At 52.4% G+C, this 25513-nt stretch carries 22 protein-coding genes, 1 tRNA gene and 1 other RNA gene; 20 read left to right on the top strand and 4 right to left on the bottom strand.

Translation table 11 applies throughout. The annotated features are described in order from the left end of the window. Positions 1 to 113: 113 nt before the first annotated feature. The 7 genes from trxB to AC58P5_RS26425 all read left to right on the top strand — a co-directional run bounded on the left by trxB (position 114) and on the right by AC58P5_RS26425 (position 7530). The gene (gene trxB / locus AC58P5_RS26455) at positions 114 to 1061 is read left to right on the top strand and encodes a thioredoxin-disulfide reductase (protein WP_497391947.1); all 948 of its coding nucleotides are present in this window, start codon (positions 114 to 116) and stop codon (positions 1059 to 1061) included. Between the two features lie 172 nt (positions 1062 to 1233). Further along, entirely contained in the window at positions 1234 to 2181 is a 948-nt protein-coding gene (locus AC58P5_RS26450) for an ROK family glucokinase (RefSeq protein WP_497391945.1), read from the top strand. Between the two features lie 67 nt (positions 2182 to 2248). Next, positions 2249 to 3136, top strand: a complete 888-nt coding sequence (rapZ, locus tag AC58P5_RS26445; RefSeq protein ID WP_497391943.1) for an RNase adapter RapZ — start codon at positions 2249 to 2251, stop codon at positions 3134 to 3136. 12 nt (positions 3137 to 3148) lie between these two features. After that, positions 3149 to 4135, top strand: a complete 987-nt coding sequence (locus AC58P5_RS26440) for a gluconeogenesis factor YvcK family protein (RefSeq protein ID WP_413000267.1) — start codon at positions 3149 to 3151, stop codon at positions 4133 to 4135. A gap of 6 nt (positions 4136 to 4141) precedes the next feature. Then, a complete protein-coding gene (whiA, locus tag AC58P5_RS26435; RefSeq protein ID WP_497391941.1) occupies positions 4142 to 5083 on the top strand; it encodes a DNA-binding protein WhiA in 942 nt (313 codons plus the stop codon). Positions 5084 to 5352: 269 nt separating this feature from the next. Further along, entirely contained in the window at positions 5353 to 5622 is a 270-nt protein-coding gene (locus AC58P5_RS26430; protein ID WP_016423762.1) for an HPr family phosphocarrier protein, read from the top strand. Positions 5623 to 5772: 150 nt separating this feature from the next. After that, positions 5773 to 7530 carry a copper amine oxidase N-terminal domain-containing protein gene (locus tag AC58P5_RS26425; protein WP_497391939.1) on the top strand — a complete coding sequence of 586 codons (1758 nt, stop codon included), beginning with the start codon at positions 5773 to 5775 and terminating at the stop codon, positions 7528 to 7530. Between the two features lie 84 nt (positions 7531 to 7614). On the opposite strand, the gene clpP is transcribed toward AC58P5_RS26425, so the two are convergent. Next, complete coding sequence (clpP, locus tag AC58P5_RS26420; RefSeq protein ID WP_497391937.1) at positions 7615 to 8217, bottom strand: ATP-dependent Clp endopeptidase proteolytic subunit ClpP; 603 nt, start codon at positions 8215 to 8217, stop codon at positions 7615 to 7617. Between the two features lie 354 nt (positions 8218 to 8571). Between clpP and AC58P5_RS26415 the strand changes: the two genes are divergently transcribed. Next, positions 8572 to 9222, top strand: coding sequence for a DedA family protein (locus tag AC58P5_RS26415; protein WP_497391935.1), 651 nt, complete (start codon positions 8572 to 8574; stop codon positions 9220 to 9222). A gap of 70 nt (positions 9223 to 9292) precedes the next feature. On the opposite strand, the gene AC58P5_RS26410 is transcribed toward AC58P5_RS26415, so the two are convergent. Next, positions 9293 to 9364, bottom strand: a tRNA-Arg gene (locus tag AC58P5_RS26410). Positions 9365 to 9605: 241 nt separating this feature from the next. Between AC58P5_RS26410 and AC58P5_RS26405 the strand changes: the two genes are divergently transcribed. The 11 genes from AC58P5_RS26405 to ssrA all read left to right on the top strand — a co-directional run bounded on the left by AC58P5_RS26405 (position 9606) and on the right by ssrA (position 23074). Beyond that, a complete protein-coding gene (locus AC58P5_RS26405) occupies positions 9606 to 10634 on the top strand; it encodes a sugar-binding transcriptional regulator (protein ID WP_497391933.1) in 1029 nt (342 codons plus the stop codon). A gap of 51 nt (positions 10635 to 10685) precedes the next feature. Then, on the top strand, positions 10686 to 11690 hold the full coding sequence (gap, locus tag AC58P5_RS26400; protein WP_497391931.1) for a type I glyceraldehyde-3-phosphate dehydrogenase: 1005 nt from the start codon (positions 10686 to 10688) through the stop codon (positions 11688 to 11690). 329 nt (positions 11691 to 12019) lie between these two features. Next, on the top strand, positions 12020 to 13201 hold the full coding sequence (locus AC58P5_RS26395; protein ID WP_497391929.1) for a phosphoglycerate kinase: 1182 nt from the start codon (positions 12020 to 12022) through the stop codon (positions 13199 to 13201). Positions 13202 to 13228: 27 nt separating this feature from the next. Then, a complete protein-coding gene (gene tpiA / locus AC58P5_RS26390) occupies positions 13229 to 13981 on the top strand; it encodes a triose-phosphate isomerase (protein ID WP_103998173.1) in 753 nt (250 codons plus the stop codon). 1 nt (position 13982) lies between these two features. After that, positions 13983 to 15524, top strand: a complete 1542-nt coding sequence (gene gpmI, locus AC58P5_RS26385; RefSeq protein WP_497391927.1) for a 2,3-bisphosphoglycerate-independent phosphoglycerate mutase — start codon at positions 13983 to 13985, stop codon at positions 15522 to 15524. 160 nt (positions 15525 to 15684) lie between these two features. Then, complete coding sequence (gene eno / locus AC58P5_RS26380) at positions 15685 to 16977, top strand: phosphopyruvate hydratase (RefSeq protein ID WP_497391925.1); 1293 nt, start codon at positions 15685 to 15687, stop codon at positions 16975 to 16977. 58 nt (positions 16978 to 17035) lie between these two features. Beyond that, a complete protein-coding gene (locus tag AC58P5_RS26375; protein WP_497391923.1) occupies positions 17036 to 17761 on the top strand; it encodes a M50 family metallopeptidase in 726 nt (241 codons plus the stop codon). Between the two features lie 184 nt (positions 17762 to 17945). Next, positions 17946 to 18182, top strand: a complete 237-nt coding sequence (gene secG, locus AC58P5_RS26370; protein WP_497391921.1) for a preprotein translocase subunit SecG — start codon at positions 17946 to 17948, stop codon at positions 18180 to 18182. A gap of 515 nt (positions 18183 to 18697) precedes the next feature. Beyond that, positions 18698 to 21628 (top strand): ribonuclease R, encoded by a 2931-nt coding sequence (rnr, locus tag AC58P5_RS26365; RefSeq protein WP_497391990.1) that lies wholly within the window; start codon positions 18698 to 18700, stop codon positions 21626 to 21628. A gap of 435 nt (positions 21629 to 22063) precedes the next feature. Beyond that, positions 22064 to 22543, top strand: coding sequence for an SsrA-binding protein SmpB (gene smpB, locus AC58P5_RS26360; protein ID WP_103998179.1), 480 nt, complete (start codon positions 22064 to 22066; stop codon positions 22541 to 22543). A gap of 165 nt (positions 22544 to 22708) precedes the next feature. Next, positions 22709 to 23074: a transfer-messenger RNA gene (gene ssrA, locus AC58P5_RS26355) on the top strand. Positions 23075 to 23155: 81 nt separating this feature from the next. Here ssrA and AC58P5_RS26350 read toward each other — a convergent pair. Both AC58P5_RS26350 and AC58P5_RS26345 read right to left on the bottom strand, forming a co-directional pair. Beyond that, positions 23156 to 23797 carry an NAD(P)H-dependent oxidoreductase gene (locus AC58P5_RS26350; protein WP_497391919.1) on the bottom strand — a complete coding sequence of 214 codons (642 nt, stop codon included), beginning with the start codon at positions 23795 to 23797 and terminating at the stop codon, positions 23156 to 23158. 108 nt (positions 23798 to 23905) lie between these two features. After that, positions 23906 to 24379 (bottom strand): carboxymuconolactone decarboxylase family protein, encoded by a 474-nt coding sequence (locus tag AC58P5_RS26345; RefSeq protein ID WP_497391917.1) that lies wholly within the window; start codon positions 24377 to 24379, stop codon positions 23906 to 23908. Positions 24380 to 24570: 191 nt separating this feature from the next. Between AC58P5_RS26345 and AC58P5_RS26340 the strand changes: the two genes are divergently transcribed. After that, positions 24571 to 25440, top strand: coding sequence for a sigma-70 family RNA polymerase sigma factor (locus AC58P5_RS26340; RefSeq protein WP_497391915.1), 870 nt, complete (start codon positions 24571 to 24573; stop codon positions 25438 to 25440). Positions 25441 to 25513 lie beyond the last annotated feature (73 nt).

The following is a 25513-nucleotide window of genomic DNA, read 5'->3' as shown; positions in this document are numbered from 1 at the left end:
TAATTTTAATTAGAATTATTTTAAATAGAGAATGATTGCAGGCAGTGACGACTCAACACTCACCCCGCGATCATACGAACTCTGATTTGTTCCCAAGGAGGAGAGATCGATCCATGTATAAAACAATTGTGGTAGGAACCGGACCATCCGGATTAACAGCAGCTATCTATCTGGCACGCGCCAATCTCAACCCTTTGGTTATTGAAGGTCCGGAGCCTGGCGGACAGCTGACGACAACGACCGAGGTAGAAAACTTTCCTGGCTTCCCGGAAGGGATCATGGGACCGGAACTTATGGCCAACATGCGCAAGCAGGCCGAGCGTTTCGGAGCCGAATTCAAAACCGGCTGGGTTAACAGCGTAGAACTAACAGAACGTCCGTTCAAGCTCAATGTGGAAGGTCTTGGCGAGATCGAGACGGAATCTCTGATCATCTCCACAGGCGCTTCCGCCAAGCTGCTCGGCATCACGAACGAACGCGAGAATATCGGACGCGGTGTGAGCACCTGCGCCACTTGCGACGGATTTTTCTTCCGGGGCAAGAAAATCATCGTGGTCGGCGGCGGCGACTCCGCAATGGAAGAAGCGAACTTCCTGACACGTTTCGCTTCCGAAGTTCGTCTCGTGCACCGCAGAAGCGAACTCCGCGCTTCCAAGATCATGCAGGATCGTGCGCGCGAGAACGAGAAAATCACCTGGAGCCTGAACTCCAATCCGCTTGAAGTCGTTGCGGGAGACAAAGGCGTAGCCGGCCTTAAAGTTCTCAATAACGAAACCGGAGCGGAAGAGATTCTTGAAACCGACGGTATTTTCGTGGCGATCGGACATACTCCGAACACGAAATTCCTCGGCGGACAAATCACTACCGATGAAACGGGATATATTCTCGTTAAACCGGGAACGACGGAAACCAACATCCCTGGTGTGTTCGCCTGCGGAGACGTTCAGGATTTGAAATACCGTCAAGCCATTACGGCGGCGGGAAGCGGCTGTATGGCTGCTCTGGATTGCGAAAAATTCCTCGAGGGCCACATGGTTCACGATTGGAGCAAGTCCTTGTAAAACGGATTATTAGACTCATATGCAAAGGCGTGGAACGGCGTATACCCTTCCACGTTTTTTCAATTTGCCGTCCTTGACCTTCCTATGGGGTTCGCTTATAGTGGGTACAGGAGCAACACCCATCGCGAAAGATTTGGAAATAACTTAACTCTTCACTGAGGTGACATTTAGCATGACACAACGGATTTATGTCGGAGTGGACTTAGGGGGCACCAGTATCAAGGTAGGCCTCTGTGACGAAGAAGGAAAATTGATTCAGACTTATGAAGGTCCTACCGGAACCGAGCACGGTCCCGATTTTGTGCTTGACCGTATTGTTGAGTACGTCCACAGGATCGTAGACGAATCGCCATACGAATGGGAACAAGTAGCGGGGATCGGAGCCGGAATCGCTGGCTTTATGGACATTCCGACAGGCTTTGTGGAATTGTCGCCTAATCTGGGCTGGCGCAATGTCGCAGTCAAGAAGACGCTTGAGGAGAAGCTTGGCAAAACCGTAAAAATCGACAATGACGCCAATGTCGCGGCGCTTGGTGAGGCGTGGGGCGGAGCCGGACGGGGAATCCCGAACTTGGTCTGTTATACGCTTGGAACCGGCGTGGGCGGCGGTATTATTATAAACGGAAAAATTTATCAGGGTTTCAACGGAATGGCAGGCGAGCTGGGCCATATGTCCGTTGTTCCCGATATTGAAGCGATTGCCTGCAACTGCGGACAGTCCGGATGCCTGGAAACGGTCTCTTCCGCCACGGGTATCGTCAGAATGGCCAACGATGCCAAAGAGCGCGGCGACCGCACGAGCCTGGCGCTGATCGAGAAGATTACGGCGAAGGACGTATTCGATGCAGCGAAGTCGGGTGACGAAGTCGCTGTGCGCATCGTGAATCGTGCCGCCTATTATATCGGCAAGTCCATGGCGGCCGTAGCGGTAACGGTTAATCCGCAGCGGTTCATTATCGGCGGCGGCGTATCGAAGGCGGGAGAAATCCTGTTCAGCCCGATCCGCGAGACTTTCCGCAAGTTGACTCCGGAACGCGCCTATACGGGCGTTGAAATCGTGCCGGCTACGCTTGGCAACGATGCGGGGATCGTAGGGGCGGCGGGCTTAAACCTGCATTAGCAACCAAAGCTTACAATGCGGCTTCCACCCGGAAGGGTACCCCATAACGGATGAGGAAGGTGAACTCATGGAAGAAAGCAAAGCGGTGGCTAAGCTTGTCATTATTACCGGCATGTCCGGTGCAGGGAAAACAATTGCCGTACAGAGTCTCGAGGATCTCGGATTTTTCTGTGTGGACAACTTGCCGCCAGTTTTGATTCCGAAATTTGCGGAACTAATCGAGCAGTCCCACGGTAAAATCGGCAAGGTGGCGCTGGTGATCGACCTCCGCGGCCGGGAATTTTTCACGGCGCTGCAGGAATCGCTGCGTTCCATTAAGGAAGATTACACATTGACGTACGAGATTTTGTTTCTCGACGCAACGGATTCTACGCTGGTTCAGCGTTACAAAGAAAGCAGGCGCCGCCACCCGCTTGCTCCTAATGATGCGCCGCTAGAGGGCATTCTGCTGGAGCGCAAGCTGCTGGAAGAATTAAAGGGCCATGCTTCGCAGGTAATCGATACAAGTACGCTTAAACCGGCTCAGCTCAAACAAAAAATCGCCTCCCGCTTCACCAATATGGGTAGCGGCGGCATATCTATAAATGTCATCTCTTTCGGCTTTAAATACGGGATCCCGATTGATGCCGATCTGATTTTTGACGTACGCTTCCTGCCGAATCCGCATTATGTGGAGACGCTTCGCCCGAATACCGGGCAGGATGCGGATGTATACGACTACGTGATGAAGTGGAACGAAACGCAGGAGTTTCTAACGAAACTGCTCGACATGCTTCATTTTCTTGTTCCTCAGTACAAAAAAGAAGGCAAAAGCCAGGTTGTCGTAGGCATCGGTTGTACGGGCGGCAAGCATCGGTCTGTAGCTATTGCCGAGTATCTGGGCAAGGTTATGGGAAACAGCGAGACGGAGATCGTCAGAGTCAATCATCGAGATGCGGAACGCGACCGACCATAAGAGGGTGAAACTATGTCTAAAGTTTACCGCCCTGCCGATATCCCCCGGATAGTCGTCATAGGGGGCGGAACGGGTTTGTCCGTCATGCTCCGGGGGTTGAAACAGAAACCGCTGGATATCACGGCTATCGTTACGGTAGCCGACGACGGAGGCAGCTCCGGCATTCTGCGCTCGGAGCTGCAAATTCCTCCGCCGGGTGACATCCGCAACGTGCTTACGGCGCTTGCGGATGTGGAGCCGCTGCTTTCCGAGATGCTGCAGTACCGGTTTCCGGCCGGAACCGGACTCGCCGGGCACAGTCTCGGAAACCTGATTCTCGCGGCGATGAAGGACATCACCGGTGATTTCGTCACCGGAATCCGCGAGATGAGCCGCGTGTTCGCGGTTCGCGGCCGGGTGCTGCCTGCCTCGAGGCAGGAGCTTTATTTGCGGGCGTTGATGGAGGACGGCACCATCGTGGAAGGGGAGTCGAAGATTCCCCAGGCCGGAGGGCGCATCAAGCGGGTTATGCTGGAGCCGGCGGATATCGAGCCGCTGGAGGAAGCGGTCGAGGCTATCCGCGATGCGGATGCCATCCTGTGCGGTCCCGGCAGCTTGTACACGAGTATTCTTCCTAACCTGCTCGTGCCCGGAATAGCGGAGGAAATTCTTAAATCCGATGCGGTCAAAATGTTCATCTGCAACGTGATGACCCAACCGGGCGAGACGGACGATTACTCCGTCGGAGACCATCTGACGGCCATTCATAACCATATAGGCCATCATTTGTTTGATTATGTCATCGTAAATAACGGGGAGATTCCTCCTCAGGTACAGAATAAATATGCCGAGAAAGGCGCTAAAGCCGTCCATCTGGACCTGGACGAGGTGACGAAGCGGGGATACCGCGTCATCGCCGACAAGCTGGTGCTTTTCCGGACCTATCTGCGCCACGATGCGGATAAATTAAGCGAGCATATCTATCAGATCGTGGAGAGCTGGATGCTCAGGAAGAGGTGAGTCCCCATGTCTTTTGCGGCGCAAACGAAGAAGGAATTGACCCTAATCGAAGCGGAGGATTGCTGCGAGAAAGCCGAATTGTCGGCTCTTATCCGGATGAACGGTTCCGTCCAGCTGACGAATCAGCGCGTCATTCTTGATATTTCAACGGAAAACGCCGCTATTGCCAGGAGGATCTACTCTTTGCTCAAAAAGCGGTATGAGCTTCACACTGAGCTGCTTGTCCGTAAGAAAATGCGCCTTAAGAAGAATAATGTCTATATCGTCCGCGTGCCGAACCAGGTGCAGGAACTGCTTTCCGATCTTCATATCGTGTCGGAAGGCTTTCAATTTACTCCGGGTATAGACAAAAGCATTGTAAAAACAAACTGCTGCCGGCGGGCCTACCTTCGGGGGGCTTTTCTTGCGGGAGGCTCCGTCAACAATCCGGAGGGCTCTTCGTATCATCTCGAAATTGCTTCCATGTACGAAGAACACTGCCAGTCGCTGTGCCAGCTGGCTAACCGCTTCGATTTGAACGCCAGATGCATCGAGCGCAAGAAAGGGTTCGTTTTCTACATCAAGGAAGGCGAGCGGATTATTGAATTTCTCAGTATTATTGGCGCACACCAGGCCCTGTTGCGTTTCGAAGATGTCCGGATCATGAAGGATATGCGAAATTCGGTGAACCGAATCGTAAACTGCGAAACGGCGAATCTTAATAAAACCATCGGTGCGGCTGTTCGGCAGATCGATAACATCCGTCTTATCGAACGGGAGGTCGGCCTGGAGAGCCTGCCGGAAAAACTCCGTGAAGTCGCGGAAATCCGTGTGAAGCATCCCGACTTGAATCTTAAAGAGGTCGGGGACATGCTGAAGGGGAGCGTCAGTAAGTCGGGTGTCAATCACCGTCTGCGCAAAATAGATGAACTGGCCGACAAAATTCGCAACGGTGCAGCCATCCGTTAGACCTATACGGGAACTTTTTCCTAGAGTATTTCGCCGTAAAATGGTATAATATGAAGCAGATTACGCATTTTACGGCACTCGCGGTTCTTGAACGGACAAGCGCAGCCCGGTGCCAGGTCCCCGTTCGATGAACATCCAACATGAATTGGATAGAAATCATCATGCCTGATGCTTAACCGACATAAGTTACACGTAAGGGGAACCTCCGAGCGATTTTGCCGGGGATGCATTATAAACTGCAAATTAAGAACGTAGGGGGAATCCAATCCATGTCGAGACGCCCAGTAGTGGTGAAATTGAAAACCGGCCTTCACGCTAGACCCGCTGCTTTATTTGTCCAGGAAGCGAATAAATTTTCGTCCGAAATTTTCGTAGAGAAGGACGAGAAGAAAGTAAACGCCAAGAGCATTATGGGAATTATGAGCCTTGCGATCAGCACGGGAACTGAAATTTACATAAGTGCAGAAGGTTCGGACGCTGAACAGGCTGTAAACGCTTTAGTCACGCTGGTCAGCAAAGAAGAACTTGAAAACCAGTAAGAGCAAAGGCTTCCTGCCAAGGGAGCTTTTTATTTTTTGTCAAACAGAAACCTTTTCCAGAAAAAAACGTCTAAAGATTGGGCGATTTTTCGGGAGAAGGCTTTTTTGTCATGTCGTTTTTTAGAAAAAGGAAGAAAAAGGAGTAGGAGCATGATTCAATGGAAGAAAGAGGTTTCGCTTCTGATGACGCTGGTGCTGTTCGCAGCTTTTCTGATGCCGATTCAGGCACGCGCAATCTCGTCCTCATCGCAGTTAATTGTTTTGTACTTGGACAACAAGCAGGCGTTCGTCAATGAAGACCAAGTGGAGCTGGAATCGCCGGCCACCATCATCAAGGACAAGACGTTCGTTCCAGCTAAATTTATCGGTGACAGTCTGGGATTTCCCGTTACGTGGGACAATGCGGCCAGAACGATCACGATGCAGCCTCCGGGCTATAACATCGTTTTAAGCAGCGATCTGAAAAAAGCCTATATCAATGGCGAGGAAGTACCGTTCGATTCGGTTGCGGCCATCGTAAAAGGCAAGCTGATGGTCAAGCTGACCTGGGTAGCCGATTATATGGGCGCCAAGTACACGTACTACCACGAATCGCGCAAAGTGGAAATCGTCTACGTTCCGAAGCCGGAAGGCATTTACGACAATGGAGCGAACAATTCGAATCCCGTTGCCAAGTTTACGACTCACAAAGAGAAATACCGTCTCGGCGAGACGGTCAAGTACATTGACCTCTGCTACGATCCGGATGCGGAAGGGATGGCCAAGTACGAATGGACAGGCAAACAAGAGGCGTTCTTCAAGCCGGGTTCTTATCCGGTTAGCCTTAAGGTCTACGACAGGCACGGACACGTGAGCAAGGTGTTCACCAAAAATGTCATTGTCGAAAATGTTCCGCTTGTATCGGAAGCCGAATATCCGGTATATCACAACGAGATCGGCAGCTTCTACAAACTGAGCTGGGATACGCTGACTTCCCATTTCTATAACTTGCCGATGCTTCCCAAAGAAGCGACCAACGTACCGGGCCGCAAGCTGCTGGTCAGCGACAGCCCCGAAGAATTTACGGAGCCGGGCATCCTGTATCAGGACATGATTAACGGCAAGGGCCGTCTGTATGCGGACCACATTAACGGAACGAAGAACAAAGTGACGTTCGCCATTATGGCAACGAACACGACGGATAAGCCCGTCACGGTCAAAACGACCAACAAAGGCGAGGTATGGCCTTCCGTATATGCGAACCTGATCGGCAGCGAGGCCTCCGTGGACTTCCTGCTGGGCAATACATATAACGAGAAACTGACCATTGCGCCGCATGATACGCTGGTTTACCGTCAGCTTCCGGATTTCTATCCGGGCCAAGGCGTAAACTTGTTCTATGATCTGGAAACATCCGGAGAAGTTCAGTTCTCCTTCCTGGCGGCTGAGGAGCTGACGAGCACGACGCTGTCCGAAAGCAAGCTGCTCGGCTTTACAGGCCACGTAAGGGGCTCGTTCGATGTCTCCGAGGTGAAGTGGAATATCGATGCCTCTTCCTTCACAAAACCGTCCAAGCTTGTCATAGGGGATGGGAAAACCGATCCTTTCGTGGACGGTTACGATGTGATGCGTAAGGAAACCGTGAAGAATGATGGCAACTACGGAGTCGTCTACAAAATTCATGCGGACAAACCGCGCAAAATGGCGATTATGCTGCTGGCCCGCGGCGGTGTCTTTAAAGGGCCGATCAAGATCAACGGAGAAATCCAGTCGATTCCGTATTCCGGCGTGATTACCGCTTTTGACGGCATGCAAATTCTCCATCGTACCACAGGGACGGAGAAGTCGCTTGATATCGAGTTTACGCCTCCGGCCGGTTCGGCTTTCCCGGTCGATTTGATTTTCTATCCGCTTGCGGATCTGGACTAATCTGTTCTAATTTCGCCCTCAACAAAAAAAAGAAACCCCGGTTACCGACGAAAGTCGATAGTCCGGGGTTTTTCTTTCGGGTACTTAAGCTTCTTTGCCGCCTTCGGTCGTCTTCTCGATAACTTTATCGATAAGACCGTAGGCACTGGCTTCGGCTGCGCTCATAAAGTAGTCGCGGTCGGTATCTTTATCGATACGCTCGATCGGCTGGCCTGTACGCTCCGCGAGAATTTTGTTCAGGTTCTCACGCATTTTCAGAATACGTCTCGCACGAATCTCGATATCCGTCGCCTGACCTTCCGCGCCGCCGAGCGGCTGGTGAATCATGACTTCGGAGTTAGGCAGGGCGTAACGCTTGCCTTTGGCGCCTGCCGCAAGCAGGAAAGCGCCCATGGAAGCCGCCATCCCTACGCAGATCGTGGAAACGTCGGATTTGATAAACTGCATCGTGTCGTAAATCGCCATTCCAGCTGTGATGGAACCGCCGGGGCTGTTAATGTACAAATGAATATCCTTGTCGGGGTCCTGCGCATCTAGGAACAGCAGTTGGGCGATAATCGCGTTGGCGACCTGATCATTCACCGGGGTACCCAGAAAAATAATACGGTCTTTAAGAAGACGGGAGTAAATATCGTAAGCGCGTTCTCCTCTTGCATCAGGCTCGACAACCATTGGAATAAAACTCATTAATGTTACCTCCTTCGATAATACGCCGCTATAACTGCGTTAATTTTCAGTATCTACAAATATGATAACGAAAAAACGTCAAAAGGTCAAGAAAGGTCAAACTTATTTGGAAAAACCTCTCTCGTTCTTTCCCCTCCAGCGGAAATGGTGAAACATTTTATGCCCCGCGTGGTTCCCGGTAAAACAGGTTGAACAATAAATTCATTTCATATACCCATAAATTTACAAGGGGTCTGGTTCCTGCCACGACTAAAGTCCAGTTTCCAAACTAAACCGGGGGCCATTATGAAACTCCTTCTTAAAAGGTATACTGGCTAACAAAGACAGGAAATTAAGTGGAATAAGGAGCGGACTATGGAGTGGATTAGTGATCTTTTCGCACAGTACGGGTATCTGGTGCTCTTCCTGGGCCTCTTCGCAGAATCGGTGGCTCTGCCTTTTCCCGGGGAACTGGCTATGATGATTTCGGGACATATGGTGCATGTAAACACGTTTAATATGGCTGGCGTTATGGGCATTTCATTTGCAGGGGCTTTTGCGGGAACCATCTTTACGTATGTGCTTGGACGGAAGTTGGGGACGCCTTTTTTCGATAAGTACGGCAGGTATATGCTTCTCAATCCGGATAGGCTACTGAAAATTAAGAAGTGGTTCGATAAATACGGAGACAAAATTATTCTGGTCAGCTATTTTATACCGGGTCTGAGACATTTTACGGGTTATGTGTCGGGAATTTTGAAAATCCGCTTGAAAACTTTTGTGATTTTTAACGGGCTGAGCGGCGTTCTTTGGGTATTCACATACGTGATGGTAGGTTTCTTGTTCGGTACGAAAATCCAGCAGCTGCTTCACGTGGTTTCCCAGTACTCGACGATTGCGATTATAGTTGGCGCTATCGCGGTGACGGGTCTGCTGGTTGTGAAAAGAAATAAAGAAGCGGTTTTGGGCTGGCTCCGCGCCCGTTATGCGGGGATTCAAAAGATGTTCATGGGCTCGGCGGAATAAGCGGCAGAAGCCGCCGGGTACAAAAAAAGCTCCTGTCCGAAGACAGGAGCTTTCTCTTGTGCAAAATCTACGCGCCCGCGAGGAATCGAACCTCGATCTCAGGCTCCGGAGGCCTACGTCATATCCATTGGACCACGGGCGCATGTTTCATTAAGTAACAGCAAAGGTTATTATATGATAGAGGTATTAAAAAAGCAAGTCCTATGGGTTAGATTTTTTTTGAACGCCCATTTACAAAAATCAAACTTTGCACACATTGATTCTTTTATAGGAACTGGGGTATAATGGGGTTGTGCAAGGCAAGTTTTTTTTGATCCAGGTGGGACTTAAAATGCACTCGCGGGACATATTGAGTCCCAACACGATCAATAGGAGTGTATGGCATGAGAGATATTCTCGACGTCCAGAAACAACTCCTGCCGGACTTGCTGGAGGTTCTGAACAAGCGTTACACCGTTCTGCAGCATATTTTTCTGCTGGGAAGCGTGGGGCGTAGAACCCTGGCGGGCGCTCTCGATATGACGGAGCGGGTTTTGCGCAGCGAAGTGGAGTTTCTGAAAGGCCAAGGCCTGATTGAAACGGAAACATCGGGCATGCGCATCAGCGAATCGGGCAGGGAACTGCTGGAGAAGCTTCAGCCGCTTATCAAGGAGATGCTCGGGCTTAACGAGCTGGAGAAGCGGATCCGCGACCACTTCCGCCTGGAGCAGGTCGTAGTCGTGCCCGGCGATTCGGATTCTTCGCTGTTCGCGAAGAAGGAACTGGGCCGGGCGGCCGCACTGATGCTGCGCAAGCACGTCACGAAGCATGACGTGATCGCGGTGACCGGCGGCTCCACGATGGCCGAGGTGGCGGAGCACTTGTCCACGACAAGCGCCCTCAAGGGCAGCTTGTTCGTACCGGCCCGCGGAGGGCTCGGCGAAAGCGTGGAGCTGCAGGCGAACATGATCGCCTCCAAGATGGCGAAGAAGACCGGCGGGCAGTACCGCCTCCTGCATGTTCCGGATCATCTCCGCGAGGAGGCCTATCAGTCTTTGATCCAGGAACCGAACATCCAGGAGATGATGGACGTGGTCCGCAGCAGCCGCATCGTCATTCACGGCATTGGAGATGCTATCGTCATGGCGCAGAGGCGCAAGGTAGACTCCGAGACGATAGACGCCTTGAGAAGCGAAGGGGCGCACGCCGAAGCGTTCGGCTACTATTTTAACCCCGAGGGCAAGGTAGTCCACAAGATGCCGACCGTAGGACTCCGGCTGGAAGATATCCAGCACTGCGAAGTCGTGATCGGCGTAGCCGGCGGCAAAAGCAAGGGGGCGGCTGTAGCTTCCGTTTTAAAATACGGCCAGGAGGATATCCTGGTGACGGACGAGGCTGCAGCCGTGGAGATGTTAAAGTACACGTTATCTTGACGGGCCATAGGCACGTCTTGAAATATAAACTTTCTACTGGGAGGAATTACAATGGTTAAAGTGGGTATTAACGGTTTCGGTCGTATCGGACGTAACGTATTCCGCGCCGCTCTGAACAACACTGAAGTAGAAATCGTAGCAATCAATGATCTGACGGACGTAAGCACGCTTGCGCACCTGCTCAAGTATGACACGACTCACGGCAGACTTAACGCTACTGTTGAAGCCGGCGAAGGCGAACTGAAAGTAAACGGCAAATCCATCAAGGTATTTGCAGAGCGTGACCCTGGAAACCTTCCTTGGGCCGAGTACGGCGTTGAAATCGTCGTTGAATCCACAGGTATCTTCACAGACAAAGCGAAAGCCGAGTCTCACTTGAAAGGCGGAGCGAAGAAAGTTATCATTTCCGCACCGGCTACGAACGAAGATATCACAGTTGTTATGGGCGTTAACGAAGAGAAATACGATCCTTCCGCTCATACGGTCATCTCCAACGCTTCTTGTACGACTAACTGTCTTGCTCCTTTCGCAAAAGTACTGGACGAGAAGTTCGGTATCGTAAAAGGCATGATGACGACTGTTCACTCCTATACGAACGACCAGCAAGTGCTTGACCTGCCTCATAAGGATCTTCGCCGCGCTCGTGCGGCAGCCGAGAACATCATTCCTTCCACTACGGGTGCAGCTAAAGCCGTTTCCCTGGTTCTGCCGCAGCTTAAAGGCAAACTGAACGGTATGGCTATGCGCGTTCCTACTCCAAACGTTTCCGTAACGGATCTGGTTGTCGAGCTGAACGCTAACGTAACTGTTGACGATGTGAACAATGCTCTTAAAGCAGCTGCTGACGGCCCGCTTAAAGGCATCTTGAACTACTCCGACGAGCCGCTTGTATCGAGCGACTACAACGGTGACCCTGCTTCCTCCACAATCGACTCTCTGTCGACTATGGTAGTGGGCGACAACATGGTGAAAGTCGTTTCCTGGTACGACAACGAGTGGGGCTACTCCAACCGTGTCGTTGATCTGGCCGCTTTCATCGCTAAAAAAGGTCTGTAATCCTTAAATAAGCCATGCAAGAAGAGGAGAAGAAATTCTCCTCTTCCCATTGCTTATCGGGGCATGAATTTACATAAGCCCTGGGATGTCCGAAGCTTTCCTCAGGAAAGCCTGGCCCCAAAGGTCTTGCGAAGAAGGTTTTCCTGAACGAAAGCTTTTCCGTTTCGATCGCCGGTTTATGCCGGCGTGCTTCCCGTATGTGGTTTCCGGCTGTCCTTGCGGAGAGCCCCAGTTAGTTTTTCGGAGCGGTCCTTTCTATGAAAAAGAAAAGGCTCGGCCTGTGATTACGACGACAGCTTTCCTTCGGAAAGCTCTGAGGAGGATATTTCATGAACAAGAAAAGTGTTCGCGATGTAGAAGTTAACGGTAAACGCGTATTTGTACGCGTCGATTTCAACGTGCCGCTCGAAAACGGCCAAATTACGGACGATACACGTATTCGTGAAACGCTGCCTACGATCAAGTTCCTCATCGACAAAGGCGCTAAAGTTATCCTTGCGAGCCATTTGGGCCGCCCGAAAGGCCAAGTCAACGAAGACCTTCGTCTGACTTCGGTAGCAGCCCGCCTGTCCGAGCTTCTCGGCAAACCGGTAGCGAAAGCGGACGAGGCTGTCGGCGAAGCGGTTCAAGCGAAAGTAAGCGAGCTGAAAGACGGCGACGTATTGCTGCTTGAGAACGTCCGTTTCTACCCGGGCGAAGAGAAGAACGATCCGGAACTGGCGAAACAATTCGCGGCGCTGGCCGACCTGTACGTGAACGATGCTTTCGGCGCCGCTCACCGTGCGCATGCTTCCACGGAAGGCATCGCTCATCAGCTTCCGGCGGTTTCCGGCCTCCTGATGGAGAAAGAGCTGGACGTACTGGGCAAAGCGCTCAACAATCCGGAGCGCCCTTTCACCGCGATTGTCGGCGGTTCGAAAGTTAAAGACAAAATCGACGTCATCAATAAAATGCTCGAAATCGCCGACAACATCCTGATCGGCGGCGGCCTTTCCTACACCTTCTTTAAAGCGCAAGGCCACGAAATCGGACAATCTCTCGTAGACAACGAGAAACTCGATCTGGCGCTCGGCTTTATCGAAAAGGCGAAGAAACTAGGCAAGAACTTCCTTCTGCCGGTAGATATCGTCATCTCGGATGACTTCAGTGCCGATGCCAACACCAACATCGTCGGAATCGATTCCATCCCGGCTGATTGGGAAGGTATCGACATCGGTCCCAAAACGCGTGAACTCTATGCCGACGTCATCAAGAACTCCAAGCTGGTCGTTTGGAACGGACCTATGGGCGTGTTCGAAATCGAGCCGTTCTCCCACGGTACGCGTGCGGTAGCCCAAGCTTGCGCCGAAACATCCGCTTACACCGTAATCGGCGGCGGCGATTCCGCTGCGGCAGCCGAGAAGTTCCACCTCGCCGACAAGATGGACCATATCTCCACAGGCGGCGGAGCTTCCCTGGAGTTCATGGAAGGCAAAGTTCTGCCTGGCGTAGTCGCTCTTAACGACAAGTAAGAGATACAGAGAGGAGTTTTGAAGATCATGAGAAAACCCGTTATTGCAGGTAACTGGAAAATGTTCAAAACCGTTTCCGAAGCGGCAAGCTTCGTGAATGATATAAAAGGCAAGGCGGAAGTAGCAGGGGTAGAGAGCGTAATCTGCGCTCCTTACACCAATCTGCCGGCGCTTGTCGAAGCTGTGAAAGGTACGTCGATCGGAATCGGCGCGCAGAACTTTCACTGGGAAGAAAACGGCGCATACACCGGCGAAATCTCCGGGGCTATGCTCAAAGATCTCGGCGTAACGTATGTGATCATCGGTCACTCCGAGCGTAGAGCTTATTTTAACGAAACCGACGAAACGGTTAACAAAAAGGTTCTCGCTTCTTTCAACTACGGTTTGACGCCGATCGTTTGCGTAGGCGAGAAGCTCGAAGAGCGCGAAGCGGGACAAACGAAGGAAGTTTGCCGCGTTCAGACGGAAGCGGCTTTCAAAGGCCTCAGCGCCGATCAGGCGAAACAAGTCATCGTGGCTTACGAGCCGATCTGGGCTATCGGAACGGGCAAATCTTCTACGGCTGAAGACGCCAACGAAGTCATTGCCTACATCCGCGAGCTGATCGCTTCCCTGTACGATTCCTCCGTAGCCGATGCGGTCCGCATTCAATACGGCGGCAGCGTAAAACCGGGCAACATCGCCGAATACATGGCTCAGCCGGATATCGACGGAGCTCTTGTCGGCGGCGCCAGCCTGGAGCCCGCTTCTTATATCCAACTCGTTGAGGGGGCGAAGTAAGATGGCGACTAAACCGGTAGCGCTGATTATTCTGGACGGCTTCGGACTTCGGGGCGAGGTTCACGGCAACGCCGTGGCTCAGGCCAAGAAACCGAACTACGACCGCTATTGGAACCAGTTCCCTCATACGACGCTGACTGCCTGCGGCGAAGCCGTAGGTTTGCCGGAAGGCCAAATGGGTAATTCTGAAGTGGGGCACCTGAACATCGGTGCCGGCCGGGTTGTTTACCAGGATCTGACTCGTATTTCCAAGTCGATCCGGGATGGCGAATTTTTCGACAACAACACGTTGATCGGCGCCGTACGCCATGCGAAGCAGAACAATAAGAAGCTGCATCTCTACGGACTGCTTTCCGACGGGGGCGTGCACAGCCACATCGCGCACTTGTTCGCGCTGCTTGAGCTGGCGAAGAAAGAAGATCTGCAGGATGTTTACATCCATGCTTTCCTGGACGGACGCGATGTAGCGCCCGATTCGGCGAAGAACTACATGGAACAACTCCAGGCCAAAATCGCCGAAGTCGGCGTCGGCAAAGTAGCGACGGTTCAAGGCCGCTACTACGCAATGGACAGGGACAAGCGCTGGGAACGGACTGAAAAGTCTTACCGCGCCATGGTTTACGGGGATGGCCCGCACTATACGGACCCGGTCAAAGCAATCACCGAATCGTACGAGAAGTCCGTATTCGACGAATTTGTGATGCCGACGGTAATCACGGATGAGAACGACAAGCCGGTCGGGCTGGTCGAATCCGGCGATGCGGTTATTTTCTTCAACTTCCGCCCGGACCGTGCGATTCAATTGTCGCAGGTATTTACGAATAAAGATTTCCGCGGTTTTGACCGCGGCGAGCTTTGCCCGAAAGACCTGTACTACGTCTGCCTGACGTTGTTCAGTGAAACGGTCGAAGGGTACGTCGCGTATAAACCGAAAGATCTGGATAACACGCTTGGCGAGGTTCTGGCTCAGAATAACATGAGACAGCTTCGTATCGCCGAGACCGAAAAGTACCCGCACGTTACCTTCTTCTTCAGTGGTGGCCGTGACGTGGAACTGCCGGGCGAAACGCGTATCCTCATTCCATCGCCGAAAGTCGCCACTTACGACCTGAAGCCGGAAATGAGCGCGTACGAGGTTGCGGCCGCTGCGGTGAAGGAAGTCAATGAGGACAAGCAGGACGTCATCATTCTGAACTTCGCCAACCCGGATATGGTAGGCCACTCCGGCATGCTGGAGCCGACCATCAAGGCCGTTGAAGCCACGGACGAGTGCCTGGGCCAAGTCGTCGAAGCCATTCTCGCGAAGGGCGGAGTTGTCTGCATTACAGCCGACCACGGCAACGCGGACCTCGTCCTGGACGATGCCGAACGTCCGTTCACGGCTCACACGACGAATCCCGTGCCGTTTATCGTCACTTCGAACGACGTCACGCTGCGCGAAGGCGCCGCTCTGGCCGATATCGCCCCGACGCTGCTGCATCTGCTGAAACTGGCGCAGCCGCCGGAAATGACGGGACTTTCGATCATTGAAGAGAAGAAATAAGTAACCCGCCCGTTTATTGATTAAGACAGCAAGTTTTCGGGAACCATTCCTTGGAATACAGCATCTTATTTTGATCGGTAAGGTGCGCCGCTGCCCTTTAAGGGAATGAGTTCCCGAAGTTTTTCATACACATAACCTTGTTAAGGAGTGTTCAAACACAATGACTATCATTTCTGACGTTTATGCTCGCGAAGTACTTGACTCCCGCGGCAATCCGACTGTAGAAGTTGAAGTATATCTTGAATCCGGCGTTGTAGGCCGCGCAATCGTACCTTCCGGTGCCTCCACAGGCGCTCACGAAGCTGTCGAGCTCCGCGATGGAGACAAAAGCCGTTACCTGGGTAAAGGTGTACTGAAAGCCGTTGACAACGTCAATTCGATCATCGCGCCTGAAATTATCGGTCTGAACTCCTTGGATCAAGTATCCATCGACAAGAAAATGATCGAGCTGGACGGCACGCATAACAAAGGCAAGCTGGGCGCCAACGCGATCCTCGCGGTATCCATGGCCGTTGCACGCGCTGCCGCTGAAGCGATGGAACTGCCTCTGTACGTATACCTGGGCGGATTCAACGCTAAAACTCTTCCGGTTCCAATGATGAACATCATCAACGGCGGCGAGCATGCCGACAACAACGTTGACGTTCAAGAATTCATGGTACTTCCGGTAGGCGCTCCTACATTCAAAGAAGCTCTCCGCATGGGCGCAGAGATTTTCCATAACCTTAAATCGGTACTTAAAGATAAAGGTCTGAACACGGCTGTCGGCGACGAAGGCGGTTTTGCACCGAACCTGAGCTCCAACGAAGAAGCGATTCAAACGATCATCACCGCTATCGAGCGCGCAGGCTACAAGCCGGGCGTGGACGTATTCCTGGGTATGGACGTTGCTTCCACCGAGTTCTTCAAGAACGGCAAATACGAGCTCGCAGGCGAAGGCAAATCCTTCACACCGGCTGAATTCGTTGACCTGCTCGCTTCCTGGGCAGACAAATACCCGATCCTTACCATCGAAGACGGCTGTTCCGAAGACGATTGGGAAGGTTGGAAGCTGCTGACCGACAAACTGGGCGGTAAAGTTCAACTGGTTGGCGACGACCTGTTCGTAACGAACACCGAGCGTCTGTCCAAAGGCATCAACGAGAACATCGGTAACTCCATCCTGATCAAAGTAAACCAAATCGGTACGCTGACCGAAACATTCGACGCGATCGAAATGGCGAAACGCGCAGGCTACACGGCTGTTATCTCCCACCGTTCCGGCGAGAGCGAAGACAGCACGATTGCCGACATCTCCGTGGCAACCAACGCAGGCCAAATCAAAACAGGTGCACCGTCCCGTACGGACCGCGTAGCGAAATACAATCAGCTGCTTCGCATCGAAGACCAACTGGAAGGCGTTGCTCAATACGCCGGTAAAGAAGCTTTCTACAACTTGAAAAACTTCAAGTAAGAAAACCTTTCACAAGGTTAATGGTTTAGCCTTTTAAACGTCGGGGAGGGTCATGAATATGAGTGCTTGGGTAAAAACGATTTTGTTGTTAATCGGGTCGGCCTTATTAACTCAGTTCATCCCTTTCTCGGCCTATTTCCGCAACCTGGACACCATGGTCCATGAGTTCGGGCACGCTGCCGTGACGATGATTCTCTCGGGAAAAGTCATGGCTATCGTGCTCAATGCCGATCACAGCGGGGTTACTTACTCGTCGGTCAGCGGCTCGTGGAAACTCCTGCCGATTTCGGTCGCAGGCTATGTGACGGCGTCCTTGTTTGCGGTTTTTCTTTTCTGGGCGTATGTCCGGGGGAAGCAAAAACTGGGGCTCCAGATCATGACGGTTATCGCCGTGCTCTCTCTGGTGCTGTTCGTACGCAATGAATTCGGCGTGGGCTGGCTGATCGGCTTTATCGCGCTGAACATCATTGTGCTCGCTTTTACAAGCGGGTTTATCCGCAACGCCTACTATCTGCTCGTCGCTTTCCTTTGTCTGGAGGAGTCGGTCTACGGGCCGCTGACGCTAGCCCTGCTGGCGGCAGGTAATCCGAACAAAGCGGGAGACGCAACGAATCTGGCATCCATTACGCCTATACCGGCTCTGATCTGGGGCATTGTTTTCCTGGTTTTCTCCCTCTGGTGCGCCAAAGCGGCCATTCAGTATTTTCTGGGCGGAGATGCAAACAGGCGAAGGAAAGCCCGAAGGTCTGAAAGAGCCTATCCGATGGGACCGGGGGAACCGTAACCCTATCGTTAAATCGGCAATCAACGACCCGCTGTATGGAGGAACTGTTCCGTCGGCGGGTTTTCTTTTATAAATAGGGAAAAATGAGCTCGGTTGTACAACCAGAATCTTGCAGAAAAAGGCCTTTTATGATAGACTTTCTATGCACATTCTAAAAATAAGAACATGCTAATGAGGTGTCGAATTGGTTATCCTGTTAAAAGTTTTGTTGGTTATCGCCTCGCTGGGCTTAATTGTAACGGTGTTACTACAAAAGGGTAAAAGTGCGGGACTTTCCGGTGCGATCAGCGGCGGAGCCGAGCATTTATTCGGTAAAACGAAAGCTAGAGGCATGGACCTGGTTCTGGCCCGGATTACCGTGGTTTTGGCGGCTATTTTTATCGTATTGACAGTCATCGTGGCCTATGTAGTGAAGCAATAACAACTGAAGAGACGGTACACATAAATCGCAAACAGCAGGGGGAAGCTACTCCTGCTGTTTTTTCATGGAGTTTTGCCAATTGTGGATGCATCGAGGGACGCAGCGGCGAAAAGAATTGATTGGTTTATGTTTTCGTCTTTTCAGGATATACTGGTTAGTAACTTGCACCTGCTTGTCAACCGGTTAATTGTGGGTCTTGCCGGGAACCGTGAGGAATGATAAGGCAGAAGCTTAAACGAATCAACGACCGGAAAGCTGCAAGAAGACCCAACGAAGGCACACCCGTTACCCGCGGCCGTACAGGCCGATAGGGACACTCGCACACAATCATACATCCGCCAGACCGAGATGCCCCGGAGGCAGGGGGAAAAGCGGAAGAACAGGTACCTGGAAATCCCCTAAGATGTCCCGCAACGGGCGGAGGATGCGATTTGCAGCAGCGGCTAAGCCTGTTCAAAGAAATGGTTATCGGGTATGAATACGGAGGAGCTCAACCTAATAAGAAGGTGACAACTATGGTGACAGAGCAGGATATATTAAATTTTATGCACGAAAATGCGTACAAGCCGATGACGTACCAGGAGCTTGAAAAGCATTTCGGCATTGACAGCGCTTCGGAATTCAAAGATTTCGTCAAGCTGCTTAACGACTTGGAGCAATCCGGACACGTCCTGCGCACGCGCAACGACCGTTACGGAGTGCCGGAACGGATGAACCTCATCCGCGGCCGGCTGCAGGCCCATCCCAAAGGATTCGGCTTCCTAATTCCGGACGACCGGGAGCACCCCGATGTGTACATTCATGCCAATGACATGAATACGGCGATGAATAACGACATTATTCTCGTCCGCGTTACAAGCAAAGGTGCCGCCGGAGGTAAGCTCGAAGGAGAAGTGGACCGCGTCGTCACGCGTGCCAACACAAGAATCGTGGGTACGTTCCAGAATCACGAAAGCTACGGATTTGTCGTTCCGGATGACAAGCGCGTCCAACGGGATATTTTTATTCCGAAAAACGCTTTCCTCGGTGCGGCCGACGGACAAAAGGTTGTCGTCAACATTATCCAGTATCCCGAAGGCCGCGCGGCCGCCCAAGGCGAAGTGATCGAAATTCTCGGCCATAAGGACGACCCGGGAGTGGACATTCTGTCTATCATCCGCAAGTTCCAGCTTCCGGAAGCGTTCAGCGAAGAAGTAACCGCGGAGGCGGAAAGTGTGCCGGACTCCATCACGGAAGAGGAGATTGTCAGTCAGAAGCGCCGGGATCTGCGTGGTAAACGCATCGTGACCATCGACGGCGAGGACGCGAAGGATCTCGATGATGCCGTAAATGTGGAACGGCTCCCGAACGGCAATTACTTGCTGGGCGTCCACATTGCGGACGTAAGTTACTATGTGACGGAGAATTCCGCGCTGGACCGTGAAGCCTACAACCGCGGATGTTCGGTTTATTTGGTTGACCGGGTCATTCCGATGCTGCCGCACCGGCTGTCCAACGGTATCTGCTCCCTTAACCCGCAGGTTGACCGTCTGACCATGTCCTGCGAGATGGAGTTCGATGCCGAGCTTAATGTGGTGAGGCACGACATTTTTACGAGCGTGATCAAAACAACCGAAAGAATGACCTACAACCATGTACGCAAGCTGCTGACCGAAGAAGAACCGGATACGGAGCTTCTGGAGCGCTACGGCTACCTGGTGGACGATTTCAAGCTGATGGAAGAACTCGCCATGAAACTGCGCAACCGGCGTATTCAGCGCGGCGCGATTGATTTCGATTTCCAGGAATCGAAAATCATTGTGGACAAGGACGGAACCCCGGTCGATATCGTCAAGCGTGAGCGTTCCATCGCGGAAATGATTATCGAAGAGTTTATGCTGGCCGCCAACGAAACGGTCGCCGAGCATTTCCACTGGCTGAAGGTGCCGTTCCTGTACCGGATTCATGAGGACCCGGATGCGGAGAAACTGGCGCATTTTATGGAATTCATTACGAACTTCGGCTACGTTGTACGCGGACGCGGCAATACCGTGCATCCGCGCGCGCTTCAGTCTCTTCTTGAAGAGATCAAGGGCTCGAAGGAGGAGACCGTGATCAGTACGGTGATGCTCCGTTCCATGAAGCAGGCCCGCTACGATTCCAACAGCATCGGGCATTTCGGCCTGGCGGCGGAGTTTTATTCCCACTTTACCTCTCCGATCCGGCGTTATCCGGATTTGATTATTCACCGTGTAATCCGGGAAGTTCTGGAGAACGGAGGCGCTCTGTCCGATAAGCGCAATGAATATTTGCGCGGCCGGATGGACGATATCGCCGAGCAGTCCTCCCAGCGAGAGCGTGTTGCCGTAGATGCCGAGCGTGAAACCGATGCGCTGAAGAAAGCGGAGTTCATGCTGGATAAAGTCGGTGAGGAATTCGAGGGCATTATTTCGAGCGTGACGAGCTTCGGTATTTTTGTGGAGCTGGAGAACACGGTCGAGGGCCTAATCCGCCTGAGCGACATGACGGACGATTACTATCACTATCATGAGATGCAGCATGCTCTTATCGGAGAGCGTACGTCGAAAATTTACCGGATTGGCGACGAAGTTAAAGTCCGTGTAGGCCGGGTCAACATGGACGAGAAAACCATCGACTTTGAAATGGTGGATATGAAGCCTCGTTCCAACAAGTTCAGCATGCTCGACCGCAGCAAGTCCGGCGGCCGCGGCGGCCAGAATAAGCGCGTTGCAGGCGGACGTCCTGTCAAAGGCGGACGCGGCAAAGACCGCGGCCGTGTACGGGATGTCATCGTGAAGCCCGGTTTGCCGGATGGAACAGCCGGTGCTATCGATGCGGCAGGAGCGTCCGAGGGCGGCGGAACGAAGCGCCGCAGACGGAAGAAGAAAGGCGCATCGGGTGAAGCGCCGCTCGGAATCACACCGGCAGCGGCACCGGGCGGTACGCCGTCTGAGGGCGGCAGCTTGTCCCAGGAGGCTCCCGGAGCCGGCAGAGGACGCAAGCGCCGCAAGAGCGGTAATCCGGCTGCAGCGCCCGATACAGGCCGTGAGAACGGACTCGTGACCGAGTCCGGCGAGAATGGCGGCGGACGGCGCCGGAAGCGCAAGGACGGCGGAGCGGAAGGCGAAGCGGCCGTAACGCCGGCTGCAGGCGCCGAGGCCGGCGGCAAGCGCCGCAAAGGCGACGGTCCTGCCCGCGGCGTCTCGCTGCGCGGCGAGTCCGGCGAAGGCGGCGGCCAAGGCGGCCGCGGCCGGCGGGGACAGGGCGCCGGCGAGGGATCTGCAGCGGGCCGCGAGGGCGGAGGCGCGCGGAAGGAGTCGACGTACTCCGGCAACTGGGCGTCGTCCGTGAACGCGCTGACGAAGACGGTCCGCGGCGACCGGCACACACCGGACGGCCGCGATCCGTCCGAGCCGGGCGGCCGGCGGGGACGTCCGCGCCGGTAGCAGGCGCTGTGAGGGGCGAGCGGGGAAGCAGCCTGCCCATCGAGGCGCGGTTGAGCGGTCTAAAGCCGCCGGGATTTGCTGCGGCGGCTTAGGGAGACGCGAAGATGCGCAGGTAGCGACCCACGCGCCGGGGCGGCTGCGGTCTAGCCTTACATTCCGATGGTGGGTCAGTACGCGGGCTGGTGAGTGTTTCCTTTTGCATAAACAGAGCTTGAAATGCTTAAAAATTTGGTCCGTTAAATACTTGGAGCGGCAAATAAATAAATGAGAATGAAGGAAACGGCTCGGATGATGCGCATGGTCTTTTTATGGGACATGTCATGGTCCGGGCGTTTCTTGATTTTTGGCAGGGAAGTTGCTACAATAAAGAACACTCCGCCTTTTCAAAAAGGCACGGATGGGGTATTAATAGCATGGACGACTGGAGGGATGACCGTGAGCAAGAAAGCCGACGGCAAGGTGCTGGCACAGAATAAGAAAGCTTCGCATGACTATTTTATTGAAGAAACTTACGAGTGCGGGCTTGTGCTGACGGGTACGGAAATCAAATCCCTGCGGAACGGCCGGGCGAATCTCTCGGATTCGTTCGCAACGATCCGCAATGCCGAAGCGTTCGTGCATAATATGCACATCAGTCCTTTTGAACAGGGTAACCGGAATAACCCGACCGATCCGACGAGAGCGAGAAAGCTGCTCCTGAAGAAATCGGAAATCAACAAGTTGATCGGCGCTTCCAAGCAGGAAGGCTATACGCTGGTCCCGCTCAAGATTTATATCCGCAACGGCTATGCGAAACTGCTGATCGGACTCGGTAAAGGTAAGAAACAGTACGACAAGCGCGATACGGCGGCTAAACGCGATGCTCAGCGCGATATTCAGCGGGCTCTGCGTGAGAAGCAGAAGGTCGCCAGGTAACGATTTTAGTTTATTAACTGCTCCTTGCGGAGCGGGTGGGAAACTGAACCTGGACTTCCATGGATCAGCACCTGCTTTTGGCGGGAAATGTGGTATAATAAAAGAGTAAGAAGAACACAGCATCCGGCTCGATGAGCCGTTGCATCCGAGTTCCTTTTCTATTACGGGGGCGTTTTTGGATTCGACGGGGGTAGTTCGAGCATGGGTAGCGGGTAGTGGGGACGCGTCCGCTTCATCAACGCTAAAGCCTATTAAACGGCAAACAACAACAAAACTACGCTTTCGCAGCTTAATAACCTGTGAGCGTGCTCCTCTCCTGTATCGCCCATGTGCCGGATGTAGGGGCTAACCTTTAGTGGGATACGCTGTCACATCTCCGCCTGGGGTGTGCTGAAGAAGACAATCAGGCTGACCTTAGCGAGAGCCGGTTACGGGGCGCTTGCTTGGGTGACATCAAACCCGTGACTACACCCGTAGAAGCTTATGTGTCGTTATCTTCGGACAGGGGTTCGACTCCCCTCGCCTCCATACACAGCAGAAGGTCCCAGCCGAGAGGCTGGGGCCTTTTTGCTCTTCGGGGAGGTGGAAGTATTCCTTTTATATAATCAAACCTTAAAATCCTAATGCAATCTCACGCGCCTGCCGAATCGCCTTTTCTTTTATCGCAGGTTCTTGCTCGGGTGTAGCAGCCATTCCCTCAACAAATATCCCCTCAAAGCTAGGAATCCCCAAAAATTCCATAATGACTTTCAGGTGTCGGTGACCCATTTCTAAGTCTGCATCGTCAGAGCCTGGTGACAAGAAGCTTCCGCTGGCTTGAATATGCAACGCTTTTTTATCATTCATCAAGCCAACCCTCCCGATATCGGGTAAATAGTTGAAGGTCTTGCCTGCTATACAAATGGAGTCGATATAAGACTTCATAACAGGCGGATACGAATAGTTCCATATGGGAGTAACAAATACGTATTTGTCTGCGGCAGCGAATTGGTCAACTAATTCCCCGATACGGCCTAGTTTCATTTTCTCTGGTTGGGTCAATTTTTCAAATGCAACCCCCGCTTTCCGCTTTTCCCAACCGCTAAAAACATCTTTATCAAGCTGCGGTATTTCCATATTATACAGATCAAGATGGATAACTTTGTCGGATGGATTTGCGGATCGATACGCCTGTACAAACTCTTTACCTACTGCCATGCTGTATGACTTTTCTTCATCCTGCGGATTTGCCGTAATATATAATACTGTTGCCATATTGAAAGTACCTGCTTCCTCTTTTTTTTAAAAAGTAATCGTATAGGAGGAAGAAAGCTGCCAGTCACCTCCTCCATTACCGACTGTACAACTAATTAAATACTTAAATTATTTACCCGTAGAAACTTCGACGATCTGCCCTGTAGAGACGCTAAATCGATTCCAGAGGTTGGCCGTGGCAATCCCGGCGATAAGGGTGGCCAAAGCGGCTTCGTCAAAATGTCGGGTGGCCTCATTAAAGACTTTATCCGGCACTGGATCTTCTCGGTCACTGAGTCGGGTAACAGATTCACTAAGCGCAAGAGCAGCGCGTTCAGCATCATTGAAGTGTTCCGTCTCACGCCATGCCGACACGGCTAGTAGACGCTCTGTAGTTTCGCCGGCCGCTAAGGCATTGCTTGAATGAAGCTCGACACATACGCTGTCCCCATTAATCTGGCTTGCCCGAAGATACGAAAGGAAAAGCGTTCGGCTCGGAATACCTGTTTTCTCTGCGGATGCAAACAGGGCTTTGCCTAGGGCTTGTAGGGCTGGGGACACATCGGGTACGAGTTTAGCGGGACTTTCCATTCTCGATTTCATGTGGAGATCTCCTTTGATTTTGATTAGAACCTGTTTTGGCCCTTTAATAAGCTGACGGATCAACCCACGGGATATGTGACAACATTATTTTGTTGAAAAAAATCAGCAAATGTACGGCAGCTTGTCACGTTGTTAGGGCTGCATTCGTCAATACTTATAGAGGCTTCTATTTTGCGCGAGGAGTTAGAAGGATGAGTAAACAAGTTGGGTTGGCAAATACGTTCGAAGCACACCGGAAGCACCTTCAGGCAGTGGCTTATCGAATGCTGGGGTCATTGAGTGAAGCGGAGGACGCCTTACAGGAAGCTTGGCTGCGTCTTAGCCGTGAGGATGGAAGAGGCATTGAGAACATGGGAGGATGGCTGACTACCGTTGTTTCGCGTATATGTCTGGATATGTTACGATCGCGAAAATCCAGGCGCGAAGATTCGTTGGAAACTCATTTGCCCCATTCTTTCACGAGCCAAGAGAATATAGTTGACCCCGAACAAGAAGCCGAATTGGCTGATTCCGTCGGTATTGCCATGCTAGTTGTGCTCGGTAATTTGAAACCTGCGGAACGCATCGCGTTCGTACTGCACGATGTCTTCGCCATGCCCTTTAATGAGATTGCTCCTATTGTAGGGAAGTCGGAGATCGCAACCAGGCAGCTCGCGAGCCGGGCACGCCAACGAATTCGCGGAGCGAAAACAATGCCGGAAGTCGATTTTGCTTACCAACGCGACGTTGTTAAAGCTTTTCTAGCTGCGGCTCACTCAGGCGATTTCGATACTCTTGTGACTATGCTTGATCCGGACGTTATCCTTCGTGACGATCGTCAAACAGGATCTTCCAGAGTAACGCGAGGAGCGCTCGCCCTAGCGAAACAAGTTTCGGGACGTGCACAGAAAGCGGCACAACTGGCCCTTGTGAAAGGACAAGTGGGAATCATAGTGGCTCCACGGGGCAAGTTGCTCTATGTGCTCAAATTTACAGTGAATCAAGAAAAAATTGCCGAGGTCGACCTGGTCTCCGATCCGGAACGAATAAGCCGGCTTGATCTGGCAGTGTTAAGCGATTGAGCGAAGGTCAATCCGGTTTAATGTTTTATTTTCTTAGGACAAACTTACATTCGTCTGAAGCGAAAATCCCACC

It is taken from the genome of Paenibacillus sp. JT31N7, from assembly GCF_059692095.1.
This window is presented reverse-complemented; position numbering and strand designations above follow the sequence as displayed.